Below are 22,608 nucleotides of genomic sequence, written 5' to 3' on the forward strand. Positions count from 1 at the left end.
TATGGCATCTAAGGTTATACATGCTTTTTACGACGATGATGATGTGCTAATGCTTGCCGTTAAAAAGGTTAAAGCGGCAAAGCTTCATATAGAGGAGGTTTATTGTCCTTTTCCTGTACACGGTCTTGATAAGGCTATGGGTTTAGCGCCAACTAGAATAGCTATCACTGCTTTTTTATACGGTTGTGTAGGTTTAACAGTGGCGGTTTTAATGATGAACTTTATCATGATAGAAGATTGGCCTCAAGATATAGGTGGTAAACCAAGTTTTAGCTATTTGGAGAACATGCCGGCTTTTGTGCCTATTATGTTTGAATTAACGGTTTTCTTTGCGGCTCACTTAATGGTAATAACTTTTTACCTAAGAAGTAGATTGTGGCCTTTTAAAGAAGCAGAAAATCCGGATGTAAGAACAACGGATGATCACTTTTTAATGGAGATTGAAATCCATGACAACGAGCAAGAATTAAGAGATTTATTAATGAATACTGGTGCAGTTGAAATTAGTATATCAGAAAAAAACAGTCATTAAATATGAACAGTTTTAAGAAATTAGCAATAATATTCGGTCTAGCTATTGTGGCAACTTCTTGTCAAGATGATAGTGTTCCTAATTATCAGTATATGCCTAACATGTATGAGTCTGTAGGTTATGAGGCTTACAGCGAGGCAGATTTTTTACCAAACCAGTCCGAAGCTATGTTGCCACCGGCGAATACAATTAATAGAGGGTGGTTGCCATATGAAATTGAAAACTCCCCTGAGGGCAAAGAGTTGGCTAGGCTTCAGTCAAGTCCATTAGATTCTATGAGTGTAGAAAAGAACTTGGCGAAAGGTGGTCAACTTTACACTATTTATTGTGCTATTTGTCATGGTGATAAAGGTGATGGGCAAGGTACACTTGTAAAAAGAGAAAAAATATTAGGTGTTCCTAGTTATGCGGACCCGGTAAGAAACTTGACGGTTGGATCTACGTATTATACAATCCATTATGGATTGAATTCAATGGGGTCTTATGCTTCTCAAATGAATACTGAAGAGATGTGGCAAGTATCGGAATATGTGATGAAATTGAAACAAGATTTAACCAAATAATAGGTAAGCAATACTATGTATACGTTTTCAAATAGACTTAAAATAGCTTCCATAGTTCTAATGATAGTAGGTGCATTAGGAATTATTGGCGGATTTGTTATGGCTCCTGGAACTATAGCAGAAGCGAAAGAAATGGTAGCAAGTCATGATGAAGGTCATGGTGATGCACATGGAGCTGAAGCAGAACATGCGGTAAAGGAAAATGATCATGCTGTTGCAGATTCTCATGGTGAGGAGCACGATTCTTCTCATGATCAGCATTTGTTAGATCAATTAAAGAATAGACCTTGGTCAGCTTTATATGTTGCAGCTTTCTTCTTTATGATGATTGCTTTAGGTGTTTTGGCTTTCTATGCTATACAAAGAGCAGCGCAGGCAGGTTGGTCGCCATTATTGTTTAGGGTAATGGAGGCAATTACGGCATACCTAGTTCCAGGAGGAATTATTGTGTTCGTTATATTGTTGCTTTCTGTATTACATATGAACCATTTATTTATTTGGATGGATGCAGATGTAGTTGCTCATGATCACTTATTGCAGGGTAAATCTGGATATTTGAATCCAACATTCTTTTTAATAAGAGCTGCAATTTTCTTAGCAGGTTGGATCGGATATAGAGAATACTCTAGAAGATTATCTTTAGCTCAGGATGAGTCTGACGATAACGCTAATTTTAAATTGAATTTTAGAATATCTGCAGCTTTCTTGGTATTCTATCTTATTTCTGAGTCAATTATGTCTTGGGATTGGATTATGAGTGTAGAGCCACACTGGTTTAGTACATTGTTCGGATGGTACATATTCGCAAGTATGTTTGTGTCTGGGATTACAGTGATTGCTATGGTTACCATTTATCTTAAATCAAAAGGTCTTTTGCCAGATGTTAATGATAGTCACATTCATGATTTGGCTAAGTTTATGTTCGGTATTAGTATTTTTTGGACCTACCTATGGTTTTCACAGTTCATGTTGATATGGTACTCTAATATACCGGAAGAGGTTACTTATTATGTGACTAGAATAGCGGATTATAAACTACCTTTCTTTGGTATGGTTGCTATGAACTTTTTGTTCCCAGTACTTTTGCTAATGAATAGTGATTACAAAAGAATTAACTGGTTTGTAATATTAACAGGTATAGTAATTTTGGCAGGACATTATATGGATATCTTTAATGCGATCATGCCATCAACAGTTGGTAAGAACTGGTACATTGGTATTCCTGAAATAGGTTCTGTATTATTTTTCGCTGGATTGTTTATATTCTGGGTGTTCAGAGCGCTCTCTACAGCACCTTTACAACCAAAGAGAAATCCGTTTATTGAAGAAAGTAGACACTTTCACTATTAATAGATTAATAAGTAAAGTATAACATTTATATATACGATGACGACATTATTGACTTTAGCTGTTCTTGTTCTTGTAGCAATTGCCATTTGGCAATTGACTAAAATCTTTGAATTATCACAGCTTAAAACTACTAAGTACGAGATAGCTACTGATACCGATAACAAGAATAACGGATATATGTTATTTGGGTTCTTGGTCTTCATATACGGAATTACCATTTTCAGTTTCTGGAAATATGGTAAATTTTTATTGCCTGAAGCGGGTTCTGCACATGGTGAAGAGTATGACAACTTAATGTTGGTTTCCTTCATTATCATTTTTATTGTACAAACAATAACTCAGGCATTACTTCATTATTTTGGATATAAATATGCTGGTAAGGAAGGTCAAAAAGCTTTGTTTTATGCTGATAATGATCGTTTAGAATTTATCTGGACAATAATTCCTGTAATTGTTTTGGCAGGTCTTATTTTGTGGGGTTTATATACTTGGACCACTATAATGGATGTAAATGATGAGGATGATCCACTAATCGTTGAGTTATATGCGCAACAGTTTAATTGGACTGCTAGGTATGGTGGTGATGATAATGTTTTAGGTGGAGCAAATGTTAGAATGATCGATATTGACAAGGCTAACGTATTAGGTTTGGATGAAGCTGATACATATGCACATGATGATGTTATCGTTAAAGAGCTTCACTTGCCAGTAGGTAGAAAAGTGAACTTTAAAATGCGTTCACAAGATGTACTGCATTCTGCATATATGCCACATTTTAGAGCACAAATGAACTGTGTGCCAGGTATGATCACTGAGTTTTCTTTTACACCAATTTATACTACTGAGGAAATGAGAACCAATCCAGATGTCATGGATAAGGTGAAAAGAACAAATAAAATACGCGCGGAGAAGTCAGCTGCTACAGGTGAAACTATAGATCCATGGCAGTTTGATTACATTTTGTTATGTAACAAAATTTGTGGTAAATCTCACTACAATATGCAAATGAAGATTATCGTAGAGACCGAAGAGGAATATAATGCATGGATGAAGAGCCAATCAACATTTGCCGAAACGGTAATGAAAGATGAATCTAGTCCTGAAGTTCATTCATTAAGCGCAGTATCAGTAGGAGAATAATCTTTTATTCTTAAGTCATTTTAGCTATTTAAAGAAAATTAATAAAAATAAGATTACGATTATGTCAGCAACAGCACATGCACATGTAGATGATCACGGACACGACGATCATGGACATCATCATAAAGAAACTTTTGTAACAAAGTACATCTTTAGCCAAGACCATAAAATGATTGCTAAGCAATATTTTATCATGGGTGTATTGGTAATGGGTTTCATTGGTATTGCAATGTCTTTATTGTTTAGAATGCAATTGGCTTGGCCAGGTGAATCTTTTCCGGTATTTGAGGCATTATTGGGTAAATGGGCTCCTGGAGGAGTTATGGATGCTGATGTTTATCTTGCCTTGGTTACCATGCACGGTACAATCATGGTATTTTTTGTACTTACGCAAGGTTTAAGTGGTACATTCAGTAACCTTTTGATTCCATTACAAATTGGTGCACGAGATATGGCATCAGGATTCCTTAACATGGTTTCTTTTTGGATGTTTTTTGTATCTAGTATTATAATGATTATTTCATTGTTTGTAGAAGCAGGACCTGCCGCAGCGGGTTGGACAATTTATCCTCCATTAAGTGCACTGCCAATGGCGCAACCAGGCTCTGGTATGGGTATGACATTGTGGTTGGTGTCTATGGCAATATTTATTGCGTCTTCTCTTATTGGTTCATTGAACTATATTGTAACCGTAATTAATCTTAGAACAAAAGGAATGTCAATGACTAGATTACCTTTGACTATCTGGGCATTCTTTATTACAGCCATTATTGGTGTGATTTCCTTCCCTGTTCTATTGTCAGCAGCATTACTTTTGATCATGGATAGAAGTTTTGGTACTTCGTTCTTCTTGTCAGATATATTTATTCAAGGTGAAGTTTTACACTACCAAGGAGGTTCTCCAGTTTTATTTGAGCACTTATTTTGGTTCTTGGGTCACCCAGAGGTGTATATTGTTTTATTGCCGGCACTGGGTATAACCTCAGAAGTAATGTCAACTAATGCTCGTAAACCAATTTTTGGTTATAGAGCTATGATTGCTTCAATTATGGCAATTGCTTTCTTGTCTACCATTGTTTGGGGTCACCATATGTTCATATCTGGTATGAATCCGTTCCTTGGATCTGTATTTACGTTTACAACCCTATTAATTGCTATACCATCAGCGGTAAAAGCGTTTAACTATATTACTACTTTATGGAAGGGTAACCTTCAGTTGAATCCGGCTATGTTGTTTTCAATTGGCTTGGTATCTACCTTTATTACGGGTGGTTTAACGGGTATAGTATTAGGAGATAGTACTTTGGATATTAACGTTCACGATACGTATTTCGTTGTAGCTCACTTCCACTTGGTAATGGGTATATCTGCACTTTATGGTCTTTTTGCCGGAGTTTATCACTGGTTCCCTAAAATGTTTGAAGGAAAATTAATGAATAAGAATCTTGGTTATGTTCATTTTTGGGTAACTGCTGTTTGTGCTTATGGTGTTTTCTTCCCAATGCATTTTGTCGGTATGGCTGGTGTTCCAAGAAGGTACTATGAAAACACTGCTTTTCCTATGTTCGATGAGTTAACTAATATTCAAGTATTAATGACTGTTTTCGCTATTATTGCAGCTGCAGCTCAATTAGTATTCGTTGCTAACTTTATCTATAGCATATTCTATGGTAAAGTAGGTCCTAAAAATCCATGGAAATCCAACACATTGGAATGGACAACAGATCAAAAGCATGTGCATGGTAACTGGGATGGACCAATACCTGAGGTACATAGATGGGCTTATGATTATAGTAAGGTCTATGAGAACGGTGAGTATATCATTGCTGGTCAGGATTACGTACCACAACATATTCCTTTGCAAGAAAATGAAGAGGAATTGAATCACTAGAAAATATCATATTCTATATAAAAGCCCAACTATACTTAGTTGGGCTTTTTTTTATATTACTAATGGGATATTATTAAGTTGTTCTATTATTGCATAAATTTAAATACCTTCATTTAAAAATACAGTTATATGAAAAAGTTCGTCATTCTGTTTGTAGCATTAATAGTTGGGGTTACAAGCTATTCACAACGTAAGCCTAAAATTAAAGGTAATAAGAATGTTATTGAGGTCAGAGAAGACCTAGAACCGTTTTATGGAATTGAGTTGGCAGATGATTTGGACATTGTTATTCAAAAGGCATCACATGAAGGTTATGCCCTAGAGCTTGATGACAATCTGGTAGATGTGCTAAAGTTTAAGGTGGATAACGGGGTGTTAAAAATTTCTTCATTCTATAATATTACCTCTAAGAGAAAACTGGAGATAACCATCTTTTTTCAAGAGTTGAACAGTATTAAAATGTTGAACGGTAAAATTAGTATGAAGGATGTTATTTCTACGGATAAACTTAGGGTGCAGACTTTTGGCACTTCAAGATTGGAATTAAACGCCACTGCTGATATTATTGATGTTAATATGGAGGAAATTAGTTCTGGTGATTTTAATTTGGCAAGTGATTCTTTAAATATCGTTTTAAAGGATAGAATAGATGTTAAGTTATATACCACCGGTGAAAGCAATAATATTTATATGTATAAAAATGCCTCTGCTAAAGTTGAAGGAACTTCAGATTTTTTAATGGCGAAATTATATGGAAATAGTGCCCTTAAAGCTTCTAACTTACAATCAAATGATGTGTTGGTAATTGCCGAAGATTCACCTGATGTTGAAGTTCGTGCCTTAAATACCATACAACTTAGTTCTAAAGGTGCTACTAGAACCAAGTTATACGGTGATGCAGAGATTACCATTTTAGATTTTTTAGATACTTCTAGATTGGAAAAGGAGAAGAACTAATTGGCAATAGGTGCAGTCATGAGGTGGTCTGGTATGCCAAAACCATCTATTAAGGTGTTTAAATGAGGTCTAAGTTCGGTACATAGTCGTTCTACTCTTTGGCGTATCGCTTTTGATTTTGTTCCTCCCAGGTAGCCTTGTTCTAGATACCATGATGCATCTTTTCTAATTTCATATAAAGCATGCAATGTCCCAATTTTTTCAAATAGTGTTTTATAGTCAGGATCCGTAATGGTGTTGGTATGCTCTAAGAATGATTTATATGCCAATTCTGCACTGTAAGCCTTACCAAGTGTCATTAAATGTGTCTGCACCTTTAAGAACGCTTGATAAGAGGGTATTCCTTTTTTAATATATCCTCTAATGCGCATAGCAAGCGTATAGGTTAATCTTCTTGTTCTATACTCAAGGGCATGTACATGAAATTTAGGATTGTATAAATGATCCTTGTCGGTTTTATTGGAGTACATTGGATTTATGGTCGATAGTTTATCACTTAATTGTGAGCTTAAAAGTTTCAAAACGGTAGAAAATCCTGCGCTATTGAATTCGGCTTTGAAATCTGATAAAACCCCTTTTGCGGCCAGCTGTAATAGCACATTGTTGTCGCCTTCAAAAGTGGTGAAAATATCCACATCGCCTTTCAAGTCTGCAATACGATTTTCTATAAGATAACCTTTGCCACCGCAAGCCTCTCGGCATTCTTGTATAGTGTCATTGGCATACCAGGTTATGATAGATTTCAAACCAGCAACTTGTGTCTCAATTTTTCTTTTGTCAGGTTGAGACTCGTCACAATATAACGCCATCATTTTATCTAAGTTAAAATGGTAAACGTAGGCACTGGCAACTAATGGGGTTAAGCGTAATTGATGCGAGGGATAATCCATTAAAAGGTCTTCCTGTATTTTTACACTATCATTGAACTGTCTTCTTTTTAAAGCATGTTTTATGGCGACGGTCAAAGCAAATTTAGCACCGCCAAGTCCGGCTCTCGCAATGCAAATTCTACCGCCAACCAACGTTCCCAGCATGGTAAAGAACCTTTTATTCGGATTTTTTATCTCTGAGTAATATTCACCGTTCGCTAGAATAGTACCATACTTATTTAGCAAATTTTCTTTTGGCACTTCTACTTGATCAAACCATATTTTGCCATTATCTACACCATTTAACCCTAACTTATAACCATTGTCTTCTACGGTAATGCCTGGTAAAATCTCATGGGCTTTATTTCGTAATGGTACCAATATGGCGTGTACTCCTTCATTTTTTCCGTTAACGATCAATTGGGCAAAAACAGATGCCATTTGTGAGTGTAAGGCATTGCCTATATACTCTTTATTGTCATTTTTACCCGGTGTGTGTATTACAATGGTATCTTTTTCCTTGTTGTAAGTTGCTGTTGTTTTAATACCGCGTACGTTGGATCCATGACCGGTTTCCGTCATTGCAAAACATCCTAACAATGATGCTTTGCCGGTATTTGCTAGATACGTGTTGTGGTGTTTTTTTGTGCCCAGTTTTTGTATGCTACCCCCAAATAGACCGAATTGGACACCAAATTTTATGGCTAAACTTCCGTCTGCCCAAATCATATTTTCAAAAATATGAGCGTAACCTTCCATATTATCGGTTCCGCCATAGTCTTCAGAATATGCCATAGCGCCATAACCTTTTTGTGCTAGAAATTTCACTTGTTCTAGAACGTGCTGTCTAAAATCTTCTTTGTTTCGTCGTATCTGCCAAGAAAAAATAGGGTCATTTAATGTAGACCTAAATTGGTCTATCGTTTGGACATGTTCACCTTTTAAAATGGAGTCTATATGCTTTGCTGAATATTGTGCCGATTTTGGATCTAGGTCAATTTGAACATCAAAAAGATGGTTGTAGTGATTGGGCTGTATGCCCAAATTGACCTCAATATTTTTTATGCATTCATTAAATGGTATTTCCCCTTGATAGTGTGTAGCCACTTTCTCGCTGAATGCGGTTAAAGGATAGGTGTTGTGCTCCACCAATTTAACACCGCTATTGGCAATTAATTGTTTCCAAGATTTAAGAACACTATACTTGGGAGGATTATTAACATCTAACCAAGATTTTAATAGTTTCTTGTCGGCAAGTGTTAGTGAACTATCTTCTGAAATGGCATTTTCTGCCACGTTAATTTCCGATGCAGATAAAAGATCATCTGACCAAATAATATAAAATACAGGTATGTACTGTAAAACCGATGCGGTATAAATTTCTGTTGTCATACAATGAAATTACAATTTTTACTTGATATTGAATTCATCTGAATAGACAATACCTATGTTCTATTTTAAATATAACAGATGGTATGTCTTCATTTTGATGGGGCTGCTTTTAAGTTATTTTTAGTTTGGTTAAAATCCTATTTAGGAAAATGATTTGGCTCAAAGTTACCGCGTGTTTGTCTATCTTTGTTAGTGTATGAACGAGTATTTAGACCCATCTGCGGAAGGTTTCTCTAATGAGGAGCTTGATATTGAAAGAGCATTGAGACCTGTAAATTTTGATGATTTTACTGGTCAGGAACAAGTGCTCGAAAATCTTAAGGTGTTTGTTGAAGCTGCCAATAGAAGAGGTGAAGCATTGGATCACACCTTGTTTCACGGTCCTCCGGGATTAGGTAAAACAACCTTGGCAAATATTTTGGCAAATGAACTTGGTGTTGGGATCAAGATTACCTCTGGTCCTGTATTGGACAAGCCTGGAGATCTAGCAGGGTTGTTGACCAATTTAGAGGAAAGAGATGTATTGTTCATTGATGAAATACATAGACTTAGCCCCATAGTAGAAGAATACTTGTATTCCGCAATGGAAGATTACAAAATAGATATCATGATAGAAACAGGCCCAAATGCCAGGTCTGTTCAAATAAATTTGAATCCGTTTACCTTAATTGGTGCTACAACGCGCTCAGGTTTGCTAACAGCGCCTATGCGAGCTAGGTTTGGCATTCAAAGTAGGTTACAGTATTATTCTACAGAACTGTTGTCCACTATAGTAGAACGAAGTGCGGAAATTTTACGGGTTCCTATTTCTCAAGATGCTGCTATAGAAATTGCCGGTAGAAGTAGGGGTACTCCTAGAATATGTAATGCCCTTTTGCGTAGGGTACGAGATTTTGCGGAAATTAAAGGTAATGGTGCTATTGATATGGAAATTTCTAAATTCAGTTTAAAGGCATTGAATGTAGATGCACATGGGTTAGATGAAATGGATAACAAAATTCTTACGACCATTATAGATAAGTTTAAAGGTGGTCCTGTTGGGATAACAACTTTGGCGACCGCTGTGTCTGAAAGTGCCGAAACTATTGAAGAAGTATATGAACCCTTTTTAATTCAGCAAGGGTTTATTATGAGAACACCTAGAGGTCGTGAAGTTACAGAAATGGCTTATAAACATTTAGGAAGAATCAAAGGTGGAATTCAACCAGGATTATTTTGAGTATAGATATCAAATCTAAATGGACCAATAGTATTAAAACCGAAGCCAAACGCCTCGGTTTTTTATCATGTGGTATATCTAAAGCGGATTTCTTAGATGAAGAAGCGCCAAGATTGGAAAAATGGCTTAACATGAATCTTTAACGTTAAACTAAGTATCTGAAACTATCAAATAAATAGCTCTATTCAAAACTTTTAGTGTAGATTTCGAGGTTTGAGTTTCTATTAATGCTATTTATAAAAATATCCTCCTAAATGGTTAATAATTTAATTTTTTCAATAAGTTTTCTTACCTAGTTATCTTTTAGTAAATTGTTCTATGCATTTTGCGAAGTTCATTGCGCATATGCTAGCAATCCCCGATGCTTTTTCTTCATTTTTTAAAGAAGCAATTATGGGTTGGAGTGTTGAATTTAATATTCTCAAATTTTTCTATTATCCATTATCGGTAAGGTGTATTTCTTTATTAAGTGCGCTTTTATTCCAATTATCTTTTCTTTTTGCACAGGATGATGTACGTATAAAATATTATTCATTAGAAGATGGTATTTCACAGGTCACAATAAACGAATTGTTAAAAGATAGTTTAGGATTTGTATGGATTGGAACTCAAGATGGACTCAATAGATTTGATGGAAAGAATTTTAAAATTTATAAATACGACGAATCTGACGATGCTTCCATTTCTGGAAATCATGTAACTAGTTTGCTGGAAGACAAATCTGGTAATATTTGGGTGGGTACACTTGGAAATGGATTGAATCTTTATGACCATGAACTAGATGCTTTTCGTTCAATAGACTTAGAGTACCTTGTGCCCAACGAGACGATTCTAGATATTGTTGTAGACCAAAAAAGGAATGTTTGGATAACTACACGTAAGTCAGGACTGTATAAGATTACTTCTGATGGTGAGCATTTTATCCAAGAGAATTTTCTCAAGAATACATCTTTAAGTGGACTCTATTTCGATAACAGCCATAATTTATGGGTGGGAGGATATAATGGCACTGTTTATAAATTTGATTTAAACACCGGTATTTCATCAGCTATTTTATCTGATAAAATTTTGGAAGGCGATGTGCAAGCATTTTTTAGAAGTAACGAAAAATTATTTATAGGCACTGATGTCGGTATGTTCTTGTACGATACTAATTCAAAAAAACTACAAAAAATTAATTTGAATAAATCCGGTGGAAGCCCAACTAGACATGTTGTAACTTTTTTGAAAGCTGACGATTCCACAGTTTGGGTCGGTACTGGGTCAGGTTTATTTTTGTTTGATGTATATGCACTTGAAGTAGTTCAAAACATTCAATATTCAGAAAATGAAACTGACGGATTAAGTAATAATACTGTTCAGTCATTGCTGAAAAATTCAGAAAATCAAATATTAGTAGGTACAGCAAACAATTTGAATCTTCTAGATTTTAAAAGTCCTTATTTTAAAAATATTTCCAAAAACAAAAGGGGCTCACAAGTATTAAACGATAATGTGATATTTTCAATTTTAAAAGATGGAAAAGACCTGTGGGTTGGTACTTCTGATGGGGGATTGAACCTTATTCGAGAAGATAATGTATATTTTTTTCAAGAAAATCAAAACGACCCTTTCAGTATTTCGGGTAATGTAATTCGTGAAATTTGTAAGGATGAGGCGAATCAGCGAATCTGGATAGCCACAACTCGAGGGCTTAGTATGATAGATTTAAAGACTTTTGATATTGAAAATCCTAAGTTCAAAATATTTAGGCATGTAAAGAGAAACCCCAATACTATTAGTAATGATTTTCTTAAAGGAATTGCACTCGACTCATCTGGTGTAGTTTGGGGAGCTACATTTGGCCACGGAATTTTCAGTTTGAAGATGGATTCAAATGGAAATGAAAAGATTTATAGATACAATAATGAGAAGGGTAATTCAAATTCTCTTATTAATGATTTTGCACAATGTATTACCATAGATAGAATAGGGGACATTTGGATTGGTTCTCAGGGTGGTCTTACTAAATTGAGTTTTAAAAACTATACTAACCCCGTTTTTACAAATTATACACGAAATGATGATTTAGAGAATTCATTATCTCATAATTCTGTTTACGATATTTTAGTTGATGACGAAGACAATAAATGGGTAGCAACACGTTACGGTTTAAATTTGTGGCAACATGATGGTACATTTAAATCGTGGACGGAGCAAAATCAATTTACAAGTGCTATAATCTATGGAGTACAAGATGACCTTGATGGAAATCTTTGGCTGGGTACCACTGCTGGCATTGTTCATTTTAACCCAAGAAGCAACCAGTTTAAACAATATGGGGTTCAAGACGGTATTCAGAGTAACGAGTTTGATATTCATGCGAGATTTAGGGATGATCAGGGATTTATTTATTTGGGCGGTATTGATGGCCTTACCTATTTTCATCCTCGAGATTTAACCAGTATCGATGCACCACAACCACTTTATTTTTCTGATTTTCTGATTAAGGATCAAGTAATAAAAGCAAACAGCTCACCGAAAAGTGCCCTAAAGAAATCATTGTTAAAGACTAAAGAGTTAAAATTTAATAATAATCAATTCCCATTTTATCTTCAGTTTTCTTCTGTTGATTTACGTTTAAACAAGCAGATTGAATATGGGTATAAGTTATTGCCCAATAACAAGGAATGGAATATGCTTAAAGATCCGGAAATCCAATTTTTGAACCTTCCATCGGGTAATCATACGTTGCTGGTAAACGGTTTTTCAAGGGGTGTAGAATGGGATCAAGAGCCTCTTATAATGAAGTTGCATATAATTCCTCCATGGTGGTCAACCTGGTGGGCTTACATGCTTTACGTCATTTTAGCGGTAGTATTAGCCTATTTTTTCTATAAGTTTCAGGTTTCTAGAAAGTTGGCATTTGCTGAAAGTAATAGGCTAAAAGAAATAGACCAACTAAAAAATAGTCTTTATACGAATATAACGCATGAGTTTAGAACTCCTTTGACAGTAATATTGGGTATGGCCGAAACTATAAAGGAAAATCTTGGTGAAAAAGAATTTGTAAGGGTAAATAAACCTCTTGAGATGATTTCGCGTAATGGCAAAAGCCTATTACATTTAGTTAATGAAATGCTAGAGCTTGCTAAGTTGGAAAGCGGAAATATAGAATTGCAACTTGTGAAGACCGATGTAATCTCATTTATTAAATACATCTGTGAAAGTTTTCAATCGTATATTTTTGAAAAAAATGTCAATTTAGTTGTATACTCAGAAGTAGACAGCTTAATAATAGATGTGGATGAAAACAAATTACAGACCATTATTTATAATCTGTTATCAAATGCAATCAAATTTTTAGGTGACGGGGATAAAATCATTGTACATCTTAACAGTACTGCGGAAAATAGCTCTAGTCAATTTCTGATAAAAGTTAAAGATAATGGTATGGGGATATCAAAAGATGACCTACCTCATATTTTTAATAGATTTTATCAAGCAGATGCTTCCATTAATAGGTCGAGTGAAGGCACTGGTATAGGGCTGTCGTTAACCAAAAACTTTATTGAGTTGATGGGTGGAAACATTTCAGTGAAAAGTGAATTGAGTAAAGGAACGGAGTTTACTGTTTATTTGCCAATATTCACCACCGCTAAAAGACGGGACTCAGAATTTAAAGATATTGAAATACCGGTATTTGAAAACGATGGGTTAAAAGAAGATACAAAGCCACAATATCTTAAAGAAAGTAATTTGCCAATTGCTTTGATTATAGAAGACAATGTAGATGTAGTTTATTTTTTAATAAATTCGCTTGAAACCAAATATCAAACAGTTTGTGCAGACAATGGTAAGATTGGTGTTGAGAAAGCTCTAAGTGAACTTCCAGACATAATAATTTGCGATGTCATGATGCCGGTAATGGATGGTTATGAAGTTTGTAAAACTTTAAAATCAGATAAGCGTACAGATCATATACCAATTATAATGTTAACGGCGAAGTCTACTCAAAAAGACCGTATTGTAGGCCTATCACATGGTGCTGACGCATATTTGGTAAAGCCCTTTGAAAAAGCTGAGTTGTTTATAAGGTTAAATCAACTTATTGCATTACGTAAGAAAATGGTCAATAAGTTTGAAAGCGATGGTTTAGCTGTTTTTTTAAAAACTCAAACTAAGAACCCAAGAGTTCAATTCATTCAAAAAGTCATTGAAATTATACAACAAGAGATGGCTAATTCTAACTTCGGTCCAAAACAATTGGCATTTAAATTGCAATTGAGCGAATCTCAAACGTATAGAAAACTAAAAACTATCACTGATAAATCTACTGCGGTCTTTATACGCTCTGTCCGTTTGAATAGAGCAAAAGAAATGCTTTACGAAACTGATATGACTATTTCCGAAATTGCATATAGCGTAGGTTTTAATGATCCTTCTTGGTTTAGCCGCGCTTTTAAGAATGAATTTGGTTATGCGCCAAGTGCAATTGATAAGTAATTGAAATTAAGTATTATACGTTTAGTTTAAGCTTTCTTTATGCATAAATAGTGCTATACTAACTTCTCTTTTCATAAATACTACCAGACTTTGCCGGTATACTGAAAGCCCTTCACTAATTCTTGTTTGAAATTGCATGTATCCAGAAGTAATAATTATCTCTTAGGGTAATATGTGGAAGTTAAATAAGACTATATGATAGATATTGTTAATTCTGAACTTAGGGGTATGGCACAAGTACAGACTCCATTGTATTTGAAGCTTTTTATGAGTCTAAGCTTTATTTCTATTTTACTGCTCTGTAGTTGTTTAGATAAGCCAACAATCGAAAAAAGAGTTGAAAATTCCTTGAGCAATGATTACGATATGAGTTATGATATTTCTCAATTGGATGATACAAAAGATAATGACTTAATACGATTTGGGTATGATCTTTTTCAAAACACCTCCAAGTATATAGGAAATGGTAGTAAAAATAAAGACAATGTGTATGCAGGTAATAAATTGTCTTGTAATAATTGTCATCTCTGGTCGGGTACAAAAGCATACGCCGCTCCACTAGTTGGGATAATAAATCGTTTTCCTCAATATAGGGGAAGGGAGAATAAAATAGGCACAATAGAGGAGCGTATAAATGGATGCATGGAGCGCAGTATGAATGGAAAACCTATACCCATGGAAAGTAAGGAAATGAAGGGGTTATTGGCTTATATGAATTGGCTTAGCAGGTATGCCCCTGAAGATGGAAAAATTTCAGGGCAGGGATTTGTGAAAATAGTTATTCCCGACAGGGCGGTCGATATTAAACAGGGTAAAGCGGTTTTTAAGGCAAAATGTGTTTTATGTCATGCTGAAAACGGTCAAGGCTTAAAAGCGAAAGTAGGTTATGGATATCAATACCCACCGCTTTGGGGTAAGGATTCTTATAATGATGGTGCAGGTATGACCCGGGTAATTACGGCAGCAAGATTTATTAAAGCAAACATGCCATATGGCGCTACCTACGAGAATCCAATTTTGACTGATGAAGAGGCTTATGACGTCGCCGGATATATCAATGTGCAAGATAGACCATCCAAAAAAAATCGCGAAAGAGATTTTCCCGATCTCAAAAAAAAGCCGGTATCAACTCCATACCCTCCTTATGCTGATACATTTTCAATACGGCAGCATCAAATCGGACCTTTTTTACCGATTATGGAATATTATAAAAGTGAATACAATATTGTTAAATCTAAATAAGTAAGTATGAAAAGACAAAACAAGAGTTCTAGAAGAAAATTTATGGGTGCGGTGCTAATGGGGGCCACGGCAAGCACCTTCTCATTAATTACCGGACCGGTATATGCAGCAATGCCAAATTACGATGATAAAAAAATGGCAGAAGTGGATAATTGGTTCAATAAGATTAAGGGTACCCATCGCATCGTTTATGATGGGTCTACGCCACATGACGGATTTCCGATTATTTGGAATTGGGCTTTTTATTTAAGTAATAATGAAACGGGATCAAAAGACGATGATATAACGGCCATGACAGTTTTGCGCCATAATGCTATTCCTTTTGCATTGAAATCAGAAGTTTGGAAAAAATATAAGTTAGGTGAAGTATTTGGGGTAAATGATAATGCTACCAATGCTGCTGCTTTGCGTAATCCTTATTATGAGCCTCAAAATGGTGATTTTCCAATGCCTGAAATTCAAGGCATTAAAGAAATGCAAGAGCGTGGCGCAATGTTCTGTGTCTGTAATTTGGCACTATCAGTTTACAGTGGTGCTGTCGCAGAAAATATGGATTTAGATGCTAAGAAGGTATATCAAGAATGGGTAGATGCGGTTCACCCAGAAATACAGATTGTTCCGTCTGGTGTTTGGGCTTTAGGTAGAGCGCAGCAGAATGGATGTGGCTATATTTTTGCCGGAAATTAATCAACGAAAAATATAATAACATGAGAAATATAATAATAATTATAGCATTTTTTTTCCTGTCTTTAAACTTATTTTCCCAAAAGGAACCTATTAAAGTTGTATTTGACCTTACTAGTGGAAGTCCCGATGTACAACGATCTACAGCGCGGCATTTAAGATTGATGTCTGAATCATATCCAACTTCAGAATTTGAGTTGGTTGTTTATAGTAGTGCCTATTCAATGGTGGATAAAAATTCATCAGTTGCAGGAGAAACTCTTCGCGAAATCATCAACAACGATAATATTTCTATCGTGGTTTGTCAAAACACGATGAAGCGAAATAAAAAAACGGAGAAAGATTTAATACCGGGCGTTGGAACGGTTCCTGATGGTATCTATGAAATTATTTCTAAGCAAAAGCAAGGCTGGGGCTATATAAAGGAGGGTAAGTAAAAAAATAATAATTAACAGAAGTGGAAATTACCCAAATATTAGGATATTTTGGTGCCTTGGCTATAGGGGTAGTTTTGGGACTGATTGGTAGTGGAGGTTCATTAATGGCAATACCCATATTTACTTATTTTTTCCACATTGGTCCGATAACGACTACAGCTTACTCTTTGTTTGTTGTTGGCACTTCGGCAACAATAGGCGCTTTTGGTAATTTAAAGAAGAAACTTATAAATTTTAGGATTGTTATATTTTTTGGTATTCCAACTTTTATTGCAGTGTTTCTAATTCGTAAATTTCTAATTCCTATTATTCCAGAGGAACTATTCAGTCTTTTCGGGTATGTTATAACACAACATTTAGCGATACTATTTTTACTGGCTATTTTGATGTTGGTATCTGGGTATTCACTGATACAGAGTAATAAAGATTATCATAACCCATTTGAGCAATTGTATTATAACTATCCAATAATGATAATAGCTGGGGTGCTGATAGGTGTTTTAACAGGTGTTATAGGTATAGGTGGAGGTTTTATAATTGTTCCATCACTTGTAATATGTTTACGTTTACCGATGAAAAATGCAGTGGTCACCTCAATGTTCATTATAGCTTTAAAGTCCCTCATTGGTTTCTTGGGTGATATTCTTAGTGTTGAAATTAACTGGTCTTTTCTATTAGGCTTTACGTTGGTTTCTGTTTTAGGTATTCTGTTAGGAAGCTATTTCTCAACATTTATAAAAGGCGAAAAGTTGAAGAAATATTTTGGTTGGTTCTTGATATGTATAGCCTTATGTATTATGATTAAAGAAGTTTTTTTCGAAACATAGTTTATTTGAAAACAATTATAAATATTAAATTTTAATGAAAGATGAAATAATTGCAAACTGTGTAGAAGGGTGTTTTTCTCCGTACTTATATAAGTATGGTTGGTAACCGTAATTAATATAACTATGATAAAATGAATTAGAATTATAATCGTAATTTAGTTTAAAATTATTTGACCCTGAACTTAAAACAAAAGAATAGCAACCTTATTAAAACCGAAGCCAAACGCCTCGGTTTTTTATCATGTGGTATATCTAAAGCGGATTTCTTAGAGGAAGAAGCGCCAAGATTGGAAAAATGGCTCAACAACAATATGCACGGCGAAATGAGTTATATGGAAAACCATTTCGATAAAAGATTAGATCCGAGAAAATTGGTGGAAGGGTCTAAGTCTGTCATATCCTTGCTTTTAAATTATTTTCCTGAAAAAACCCAACGAGAAGATTCTTACAAAATCTCAAAATATGCTTACGGTCAAGATTATCATCATATCATAAAAGGCAAACTTAGGCAATTACAAGAATTCATAACTGAAGAAATAGGCGAGGTTCATGGCCGTGCTTTTGTAGATTCTGCTCCAGTGCTCGATAAGGCTTGGGCAGCAAAAAGTGGTTTGGGCTGGGTTGGTAAGAACAGTAATCTTTTAACGCAGCAGGTTGGTTCCTTTTACTTTATTGCCGAGTTGATCGTAGATATTGATTTAGAATATGACCATGCTGTTACCGATCATTGTGGTACCTGTACTGCGTGTTTAGATGCTTGCCCTACACAAGCTATAGTTGAACCATACGTGGTAGATGGCAGTAAGTGTATTTCTTATTTTACGATTGAATTAAAAAATGAGTTGCCTAATGAAATGAAGGGGTCTTTTGATGATTGGATGTTTGGTTGTGATGTTTGTCAAGATGTTTGCCCTTGGAACCGGTTTTCTAAACCACACAATGAGCCTTTGTTCATTCCTCATCCAGAGTTGTTAAGCATGACCAAAAAGGATTGGGAAGAGATAACAGTGGATGTCTTTCAAAAAGTCTTCAAAAAATCTGCTGTTAAACGAACAAAGTACGGCGGACTTACTAGAAATATTGAATTTCTAAAATAATTTCATTTCCTCAATCGTTTTCGTAGGCATTTCCAATAGATAATCATGCGCAACAGGTTTATTTATATTATATTGGTTGCTACTTTAAATTATGTTTTTCTGAGTTATTACATGATTTTTATGTGAATATGTTAAAGTGAACCAGTAGATTATAAACGTTAGCCCTAATGAAAATAACTAAACCAAGTCTTAGTTTTTGGCAAATATTCAATATGAATGTTGGGTTCTTAGGAATTCAATATAGCTTCGGATTACAGCAAACAGCAATAAACCCTATTTTTCTTTATCTAGGCGCACCAGAAGATATGTTGCCAATTTTAAATATCGCTGGGCCTGTAACGGGTTTGATCGTACAACCAATTATTGGAGCCATGTCAGATAAAACTTGGTCTGCACGTTGGGGTAGAAGAAAACCCTATTTTTTGATTGGGGCAATTTTGGGTAGTTTGTGCCTTTTTGCATTTCCTACAAGTCCGGTATTATGGTTTGCGGTTGGACTTTTATGGATTTTAGATGTGGGTAACAATATGGCAATGGAGCCTTATCGTGCTTTTGTGGGTGACAAGCTGCCTGAAAAGCAGTTAAGTTTAGGCTACCAAATGCAAAGCCTTTTCGTTGGGGCTGGTATTCTTTTGGCAAACGGGTCAATAGTGCTGTTTCAGTATTTGTTTGGTGGCGAGTCTGTAGAAGTGGCGGGTACTATACCTACGTGGTTATATTACTCGTTCTATATTGGTGCAATTCTATCAATTACTACAATACTTTATTCGGTATTAAAAACTCCCGAAATTCCTCCGTCTTCTTTAGAATTGGAGGAGATAAATGCGGCAAAGGCCAAACCTTTAATGGATCGGATAATGTTTCCTTTCAAAGAAATTGCAGAAGCTATAAAGAGAATGCCCAAATTTATGTGGAGGGTTGGAGCGGTTTATTTATTTCAATGGTATGCATTGTTTATTTACTGGCAATATACTACGCCATTATTTAAGTTGACCATGGGATACTCAACAGGTGAGGCAGCATCTCAATCTGCACAAATGAGTTTAACCTATAATATCGTTACCATGGTTGTAGCTTTAGCACTAGTGCCTTTGACCTTAAAATTTGGGGGTAAAAAAGTATATGCGTTGAGCTTGTTTGGTACGGCCTTATCATTATTTACCATACCTTTTATTACGGATCCCATATTGGTTTTGGTGCCAATGGTCTTATTTGGTATTGGTTGGGCGGCAATGATGGGAATACCATATACAATGGTGTCTAAAGTGGTGCCGCAAGACAGAAGGGGAGTATATATGGGGATTTTGAATATGATGATCGTAATACCCATGGGTATAGAAACTTTGACATTTGGCCCAATCTATAAATATGTACTTGGAAATAATGCTATTAATGCAATGTTGTTCGCAGGAGCTTTCTTTGCAATTTCGGGTATTTTGGCACTAAGACTTAAAGTTAGAAGTAAGGCTGCGGTTATAGATTTGTAGAAAATTGTCCGCTTTTTTCTTTCCTAAGGAAAACTATTTAATTTGTTTGCATAAATACTGTTACTATTCACTCTTTTTTGAAGAATACCTTTAAATTTGATCTTTTAAATTAGAACGTATGAGCAAGGAGAAGCAAAGAAGGGAAGCATTGGTGTACCATGCGAAACCTCAACCAGGTAAGATTAAAATAGTTCCTACAAAACCATATAGTACCCAAAGAGATCTTGCTTTGGCTTACTCGCCAGGTGTGGCAGAGCCTTGTTTAGAAATAGCAAAGAATAAGGATAATGCCTATAAATATACTTCTAAGGGGAATTTGGTAGCTATTATTTCTAATGGTACTGCGGTATTGGGATTAGGTAATATTGGTCCTGAGGCTTCAAAACCGGTTATGGAAGGTAAAGGTCTTTTGTTCAAGATCTTTGCAGATATAGATGGTATCGATATTGAGGTGGACACTGAAGATGTTGATAAATTTATTGAAACGGTAAAGATGATTGCCCCAACTTTTGGCGGTATTAATCTTGAAGATATTAAAGCTCCCGAAGCTTTTGAGATAGAGCGTAGGTTAAAAGAGGAGCTTGACATTCCTGTAATGCACGATGATCAACACGGTACTGCTATTATTTCTGCGGCAGCGTTGTTGAATGCTCTTGAAATTGCTGAGAAGAAAATAGAAGAGGTACGTATAGTTATTAGCGGTGCCGGCGCAGCGGCAGTATCTTGTACAAAGCTTTATAAGGCTTTTGGAGCAAAGGCAGAGAATATTGTAATGCTAGATAGTAAGGGCGTTATTAGAAAAGATGCTGAGAATCTGTCGGCAGCGAAGAAAGAATTTGCAACAGATAGAAAAATAGATACCCTAGATGAGGCAATGGTAGATGCCGATGTTTTTATAGGACTTTCCATAGCTAATATTGTTTCTCCTGAAATGTTAAAGTCTATGGCGCCAAATCCTATTGTTTTTGCCATGGCGAATCCTGATCCGGAGATAGCATATGATTTGGCAATAGATACCCGTAAAGATATAATCATGGCAACGGGAAGATCTGATCATCCTAACCAAGTAAATAATGTTCTTGGTTTTCCATTTATATTCCGTGGAGCTTTAGATGTGAGGGCTACAGCCATTAATGAAGCTATGAAAATGGCTGCGGTAAAAGCTTTGGCCGAATTAACAAAGCAACCAGTACCAGAACAGGTAAATATTGCATACGGTGAAACTAGATTAACATTTGGTAGGGAATATATTATACCAAAACCTTTTGATCAGCGACTTATACATGAGGTACCACCTGCTGTGGCAAAGGCGGCAATGGATAGTGGTGTGGCAAAAGCGCCTATTTCAGATTGGGATAAGTATAAAGAGGAATTAATGCTTAGGTCTGGTAACGATAACAAAGTGGTTAGGCTATTGCATGGTAGGGCACGTAGTAATGCGAAGAAAATAGTTTTTGCCGAAGCGGATCATTTAGATGTGTTGAAAGCGGCACAAATTGTTCATGAAGAGGGCATTGCCGAACCTATTCTTTTAGGAAGAAAAGACATTATTCTGGAACTTAAAAAGGAGTTGGAATTTGATGCTGATATAGCTATAATCGATCCAATGTCCGATGAGTTTGATGAACGTCATGTGCGTTATGCTACCAAGTATTGGGAAAGTAGAAAAAGAAGCGGGGTTACATTTTACAGTGCGAAGATAAAAATGCGCGAGCGTAACTATTTTGGTGCAATGATGGTACTTGAGGGTGATGCTGATGGTATGGTCTCTGGGTATTCTAGAGCTTATCCTACGGTAGTAAAACCTATTTTAGAGGTTATCGGTAGAGCATCCGGTGTAAAGAAAGTAGCTACGGTAAATATTATGATTACCGAAAGAGGGCCGTTATTTTTGGCGGATACCTCTATTAATATAGAACCAAATGCCGAAGAATTGGCAGATATTGCAAAAATGACGGCTAATGTAGCGTCAACGTTTGGTTTTGATCCTGTATTGGCAATGTTAAGCTATGCCAATTTTGGCTCTTCAACCCATCCTAACGCAACAAAGGTGAGAGAAGCTGTACGTATTCTTCATGAAACTGCACCAAATTTGGTAGTCGATGGGGAAATTCAAACAGATTTCGCTTTGAACAAAGAATTACATGAAAGTAAATTCCCGTTTTCTAAGCTTGCCGGTAGAAAGGTGAACACTTTGATCTTTCCTAATTTGGAATCATCGAACATTACTTACAAATTGTTGAAAGAGTTAAATGGAGCGGATTCAATTGGTCCTATAATGGTAGGTTTAAGAAAGGCAGTTCATATTATGCAACTGGGTGCTAGTGTAGATGAAATTGTAAACATGGCAGCTGTGGCCGTAATAGATGCTCAAGAAAGAGAAAAAAGAAAAAAGGCAAAAGAATCTAAATAAAAGTTTAATAATAGAAAAACATA

At 35.7% G+C, this 22,608-nt stretch carries 16 protein-coding genes and 1 pseudogene; 16 read left to right on the top strand and 1 reads right to left on the bottom strand.

Going from position 1 to position 22,608, the window contains the following annotated elements:
* Nucleotide 1: 1 nt before the first annotated feature.
* The 6 genes from YQ22_RS11060 (at nt 2) to YQ22_RS11085 (ending at nt 6,433) form a co-directional block, all read left to right on the top strand.
* On the top strand, nt 2-532 hold the full coding sequence (locus tag YQ22_RS11060; RefSeq protein ID WP_058103949.1) for a DUF3341 domain-containing protein: 531 nt from the start codon (nt 2-4) through the stop codon (nt 530-532).
* Nucleotides 533-534: 2 nt separating this feature from the next.
* Complete coding sequence (locus YQ22_RS11065; RefSeq protein ID WP_071341253.1) at nt 535-1,095, top strand: c-type cytochrome; 561 nt, start codon at nt 535-537, stop codon at nt 1,093-1,095.
* A gap of 15 nt (nt 1,096-1,110) precedes the next feature.
* Entirely contained in the window at nt 1,111-2,445 is a 1,335-nt protein-coding gene (locus YQ22_RS11070) for a quinol:cytochrome C oxidoreductase (protein ID WP_071341254.1), read from the top strand.
* A gap of 36 nt (nt 2,446-2,481) precedes the next feature.
* Nucleotides 2,482-3,585, top strand: coding sequence for a cytochrome c oxidase subunit II (locus YQ22_RS11075; RefSeq protein WP_071341255.1), 1,104 nt, complete (start codon nt 2,482-2,484; stop codon nt 3,583-3,585).
* A gap of 61 nt (nt 3,586-3,646) precedes the next feature.
* Nucleotides 3,647-5,476, top strand: a complete 1,830-nt coding sequence (locus YQ22_RS11080; protein WP_058103945.1) for a cytochrome c oxidase subunit I — start codon at nt 3,647-3,649, stop codon at nt 5,474-5,476.
* Between the two features lie 129 nt (nt 5,477-5,605).
* Nucleotides 5,606-6,433 (top strand): GIN domain-containing protein, encoded by an 828-nt coding sequence (locus YQ22_RS11085; protein ID WP_071341256.1) that lies wholly within the window; start codon nt 5,606-5,608, stop codon nt 6,431-6,433.
* Here YQ22_RS11085 and YQ22_RS11090 read toward each other — a convergent pair.
* A complete protein-coding gene (locus tag YQ22_RS11090) occupies nt 6,430-8,694 on the bottom strand; it encodes an acyl-CoA dehydrogenase family protein (protein ID WP_071341257.1) in 2,265 nt (754 codons plus the stop codon). The genes YQ22_RS11085 and YQ22_RS11090 overlap by 4 nt on opposite strands.
* A gap of 196 nt (nt 8,695-8,890) precedes the next feature.
* Here YQ22_RS11090 and ruvB point away from each other — a divergent pair, with 196 nt between their 5' ends.
* The 10 genes and pseudogenes from ruvB to YQ22_RS11135 all read left to right on the top strand — a co-directional run bounded on the left by ruvB (nt 8,891) and on the right by YQ22_RS11135 (nt 22,585).
* Nucleotides 8,891-9,913, top strand: coding sequence for a Holliday junction branch migration DNA helicase RuvB (gene ruvB / locus YQ22_RS11095; protein WP_071341258.1), 1,023 nt, complete (start codon nt 8,891-8,893; stop codon nt 9,911-9,913).
* A 2-nt stretch (nt 9,914-9,915) separates the two neighbouring features.
* Nucleotides 9,916-10,053, top strand: a pseudogene (locus YQ22_RS19115) (tRNA epoxyqueuosine(34) reductase QueG); the annotation flags it as partial.
* Between the two features lie 178 nt (nt 10,054-10,231).
* Nucleotides 10,232-14,398, top strand: a complete 4,167-nt coding sequence (locus YQ22_RS11100; protein ID WP_083414239.1) for a hybrid sensor histidine kinase/response regulator transcription factor — start codon at nt 10,232-10,234, stop codon at nt 14,396-14,398.
* Between the two features lie 195 nt (nt 14,399-14,593).
* Nucleotides 14,594-15,640 (top strand): c-type cytochrome, encoded by a 1,047-nt coding sequence (locus YQ22_RS11105; protein WP_071341260.1) that lies wholly within the window; start codon nt 14,594-14,596, stop codon nt 15,638-15,640.
* 6 nt (nt 15,641-15,646) lie between these two features.
* Nucleotides 15,647-16,327, top strand: a complete 681-nt coding sequence (locus YQ22_RS11110; RefSeq protein WP_071341261.1) for a Tat (twin-arginine translocation) pathway signal sequence containing protein — start codon at nt 15,647-15,649, stop codon at nt 16,325-16,327.
* A 20-nt stretch (nt 16,328-16,347) separates the two neighbouring features.
* A complete protein-coding gene (locus YQ22_RS11115; RefSeq protein WP_071341262.1) occupies nt 16,348-16,761 on the top strand; it encodes a DsrE family protein in 414 nt (137 codons plus the stop codon).
* A 20-nt stretch (nt 16,762-16,781) separates the two neighbouring features.
* Entirely contained in the window at nt 16,782-17,588 is an 807-nt protein-coding gene (locus tag YQ22_RS11120; protein ID WP_071341263.1) for a sulfite exporter TauE/SafE family protein, read from the top strand.
* A 176-nt stretch (nt 17,589-17,764) separates the two neighbouring features.
* Nucleotides 17,765-18,685 carry a tRNA epoxyqueuosine(34) reductase QueG gene (gene queG, locus YQ22_RS11125; protein WP_071342567.1) on the top strand — a complete coding sequence of 307 codons (921 nt, stop codon included), beginning with the start codon at nt 17,765-17,767 and terminating at the stop codon, nt 18,683-18,685.
* A 167-nt stretch (nt 18,686-18,852) separates the two neighbouring features.
* Nucleotides 18,853-20,172, top strand: a complete 1,320-nt coding sequence (locus YQ22_RS11130) for an MFS transporter (RefSeq protein ID WP_071341264.1) — start codon at nt 18,853-18,855, stop codon at nt 20,170-20,172.
* Between the two features lie 118 nt (nt 20,173-20,290).
* Complete coding sequence (locus YQ22_RS11135) at nt 20,291-22,585, top strand: NADP-dependent malic enzyme (RefSeq protein WP_071341265.1); 2,295 nt, start codon at nt 20,291-20,293, stop codon at nt 22,583-22,585.
* Nucleotides 22,586-22,608: the final 23 nt, after the last annotated feature.

The organism is Maribacter sp. 1_2014MBL_MicDiv, from assembly GCF_001865655.1.
Classification (GTDB): Bacteria; Bacteroidota; Bacteroidia; order Flavobacteriales; family Flavobacteriaceae; genus Maribacter; species Maribacter dokdonensis.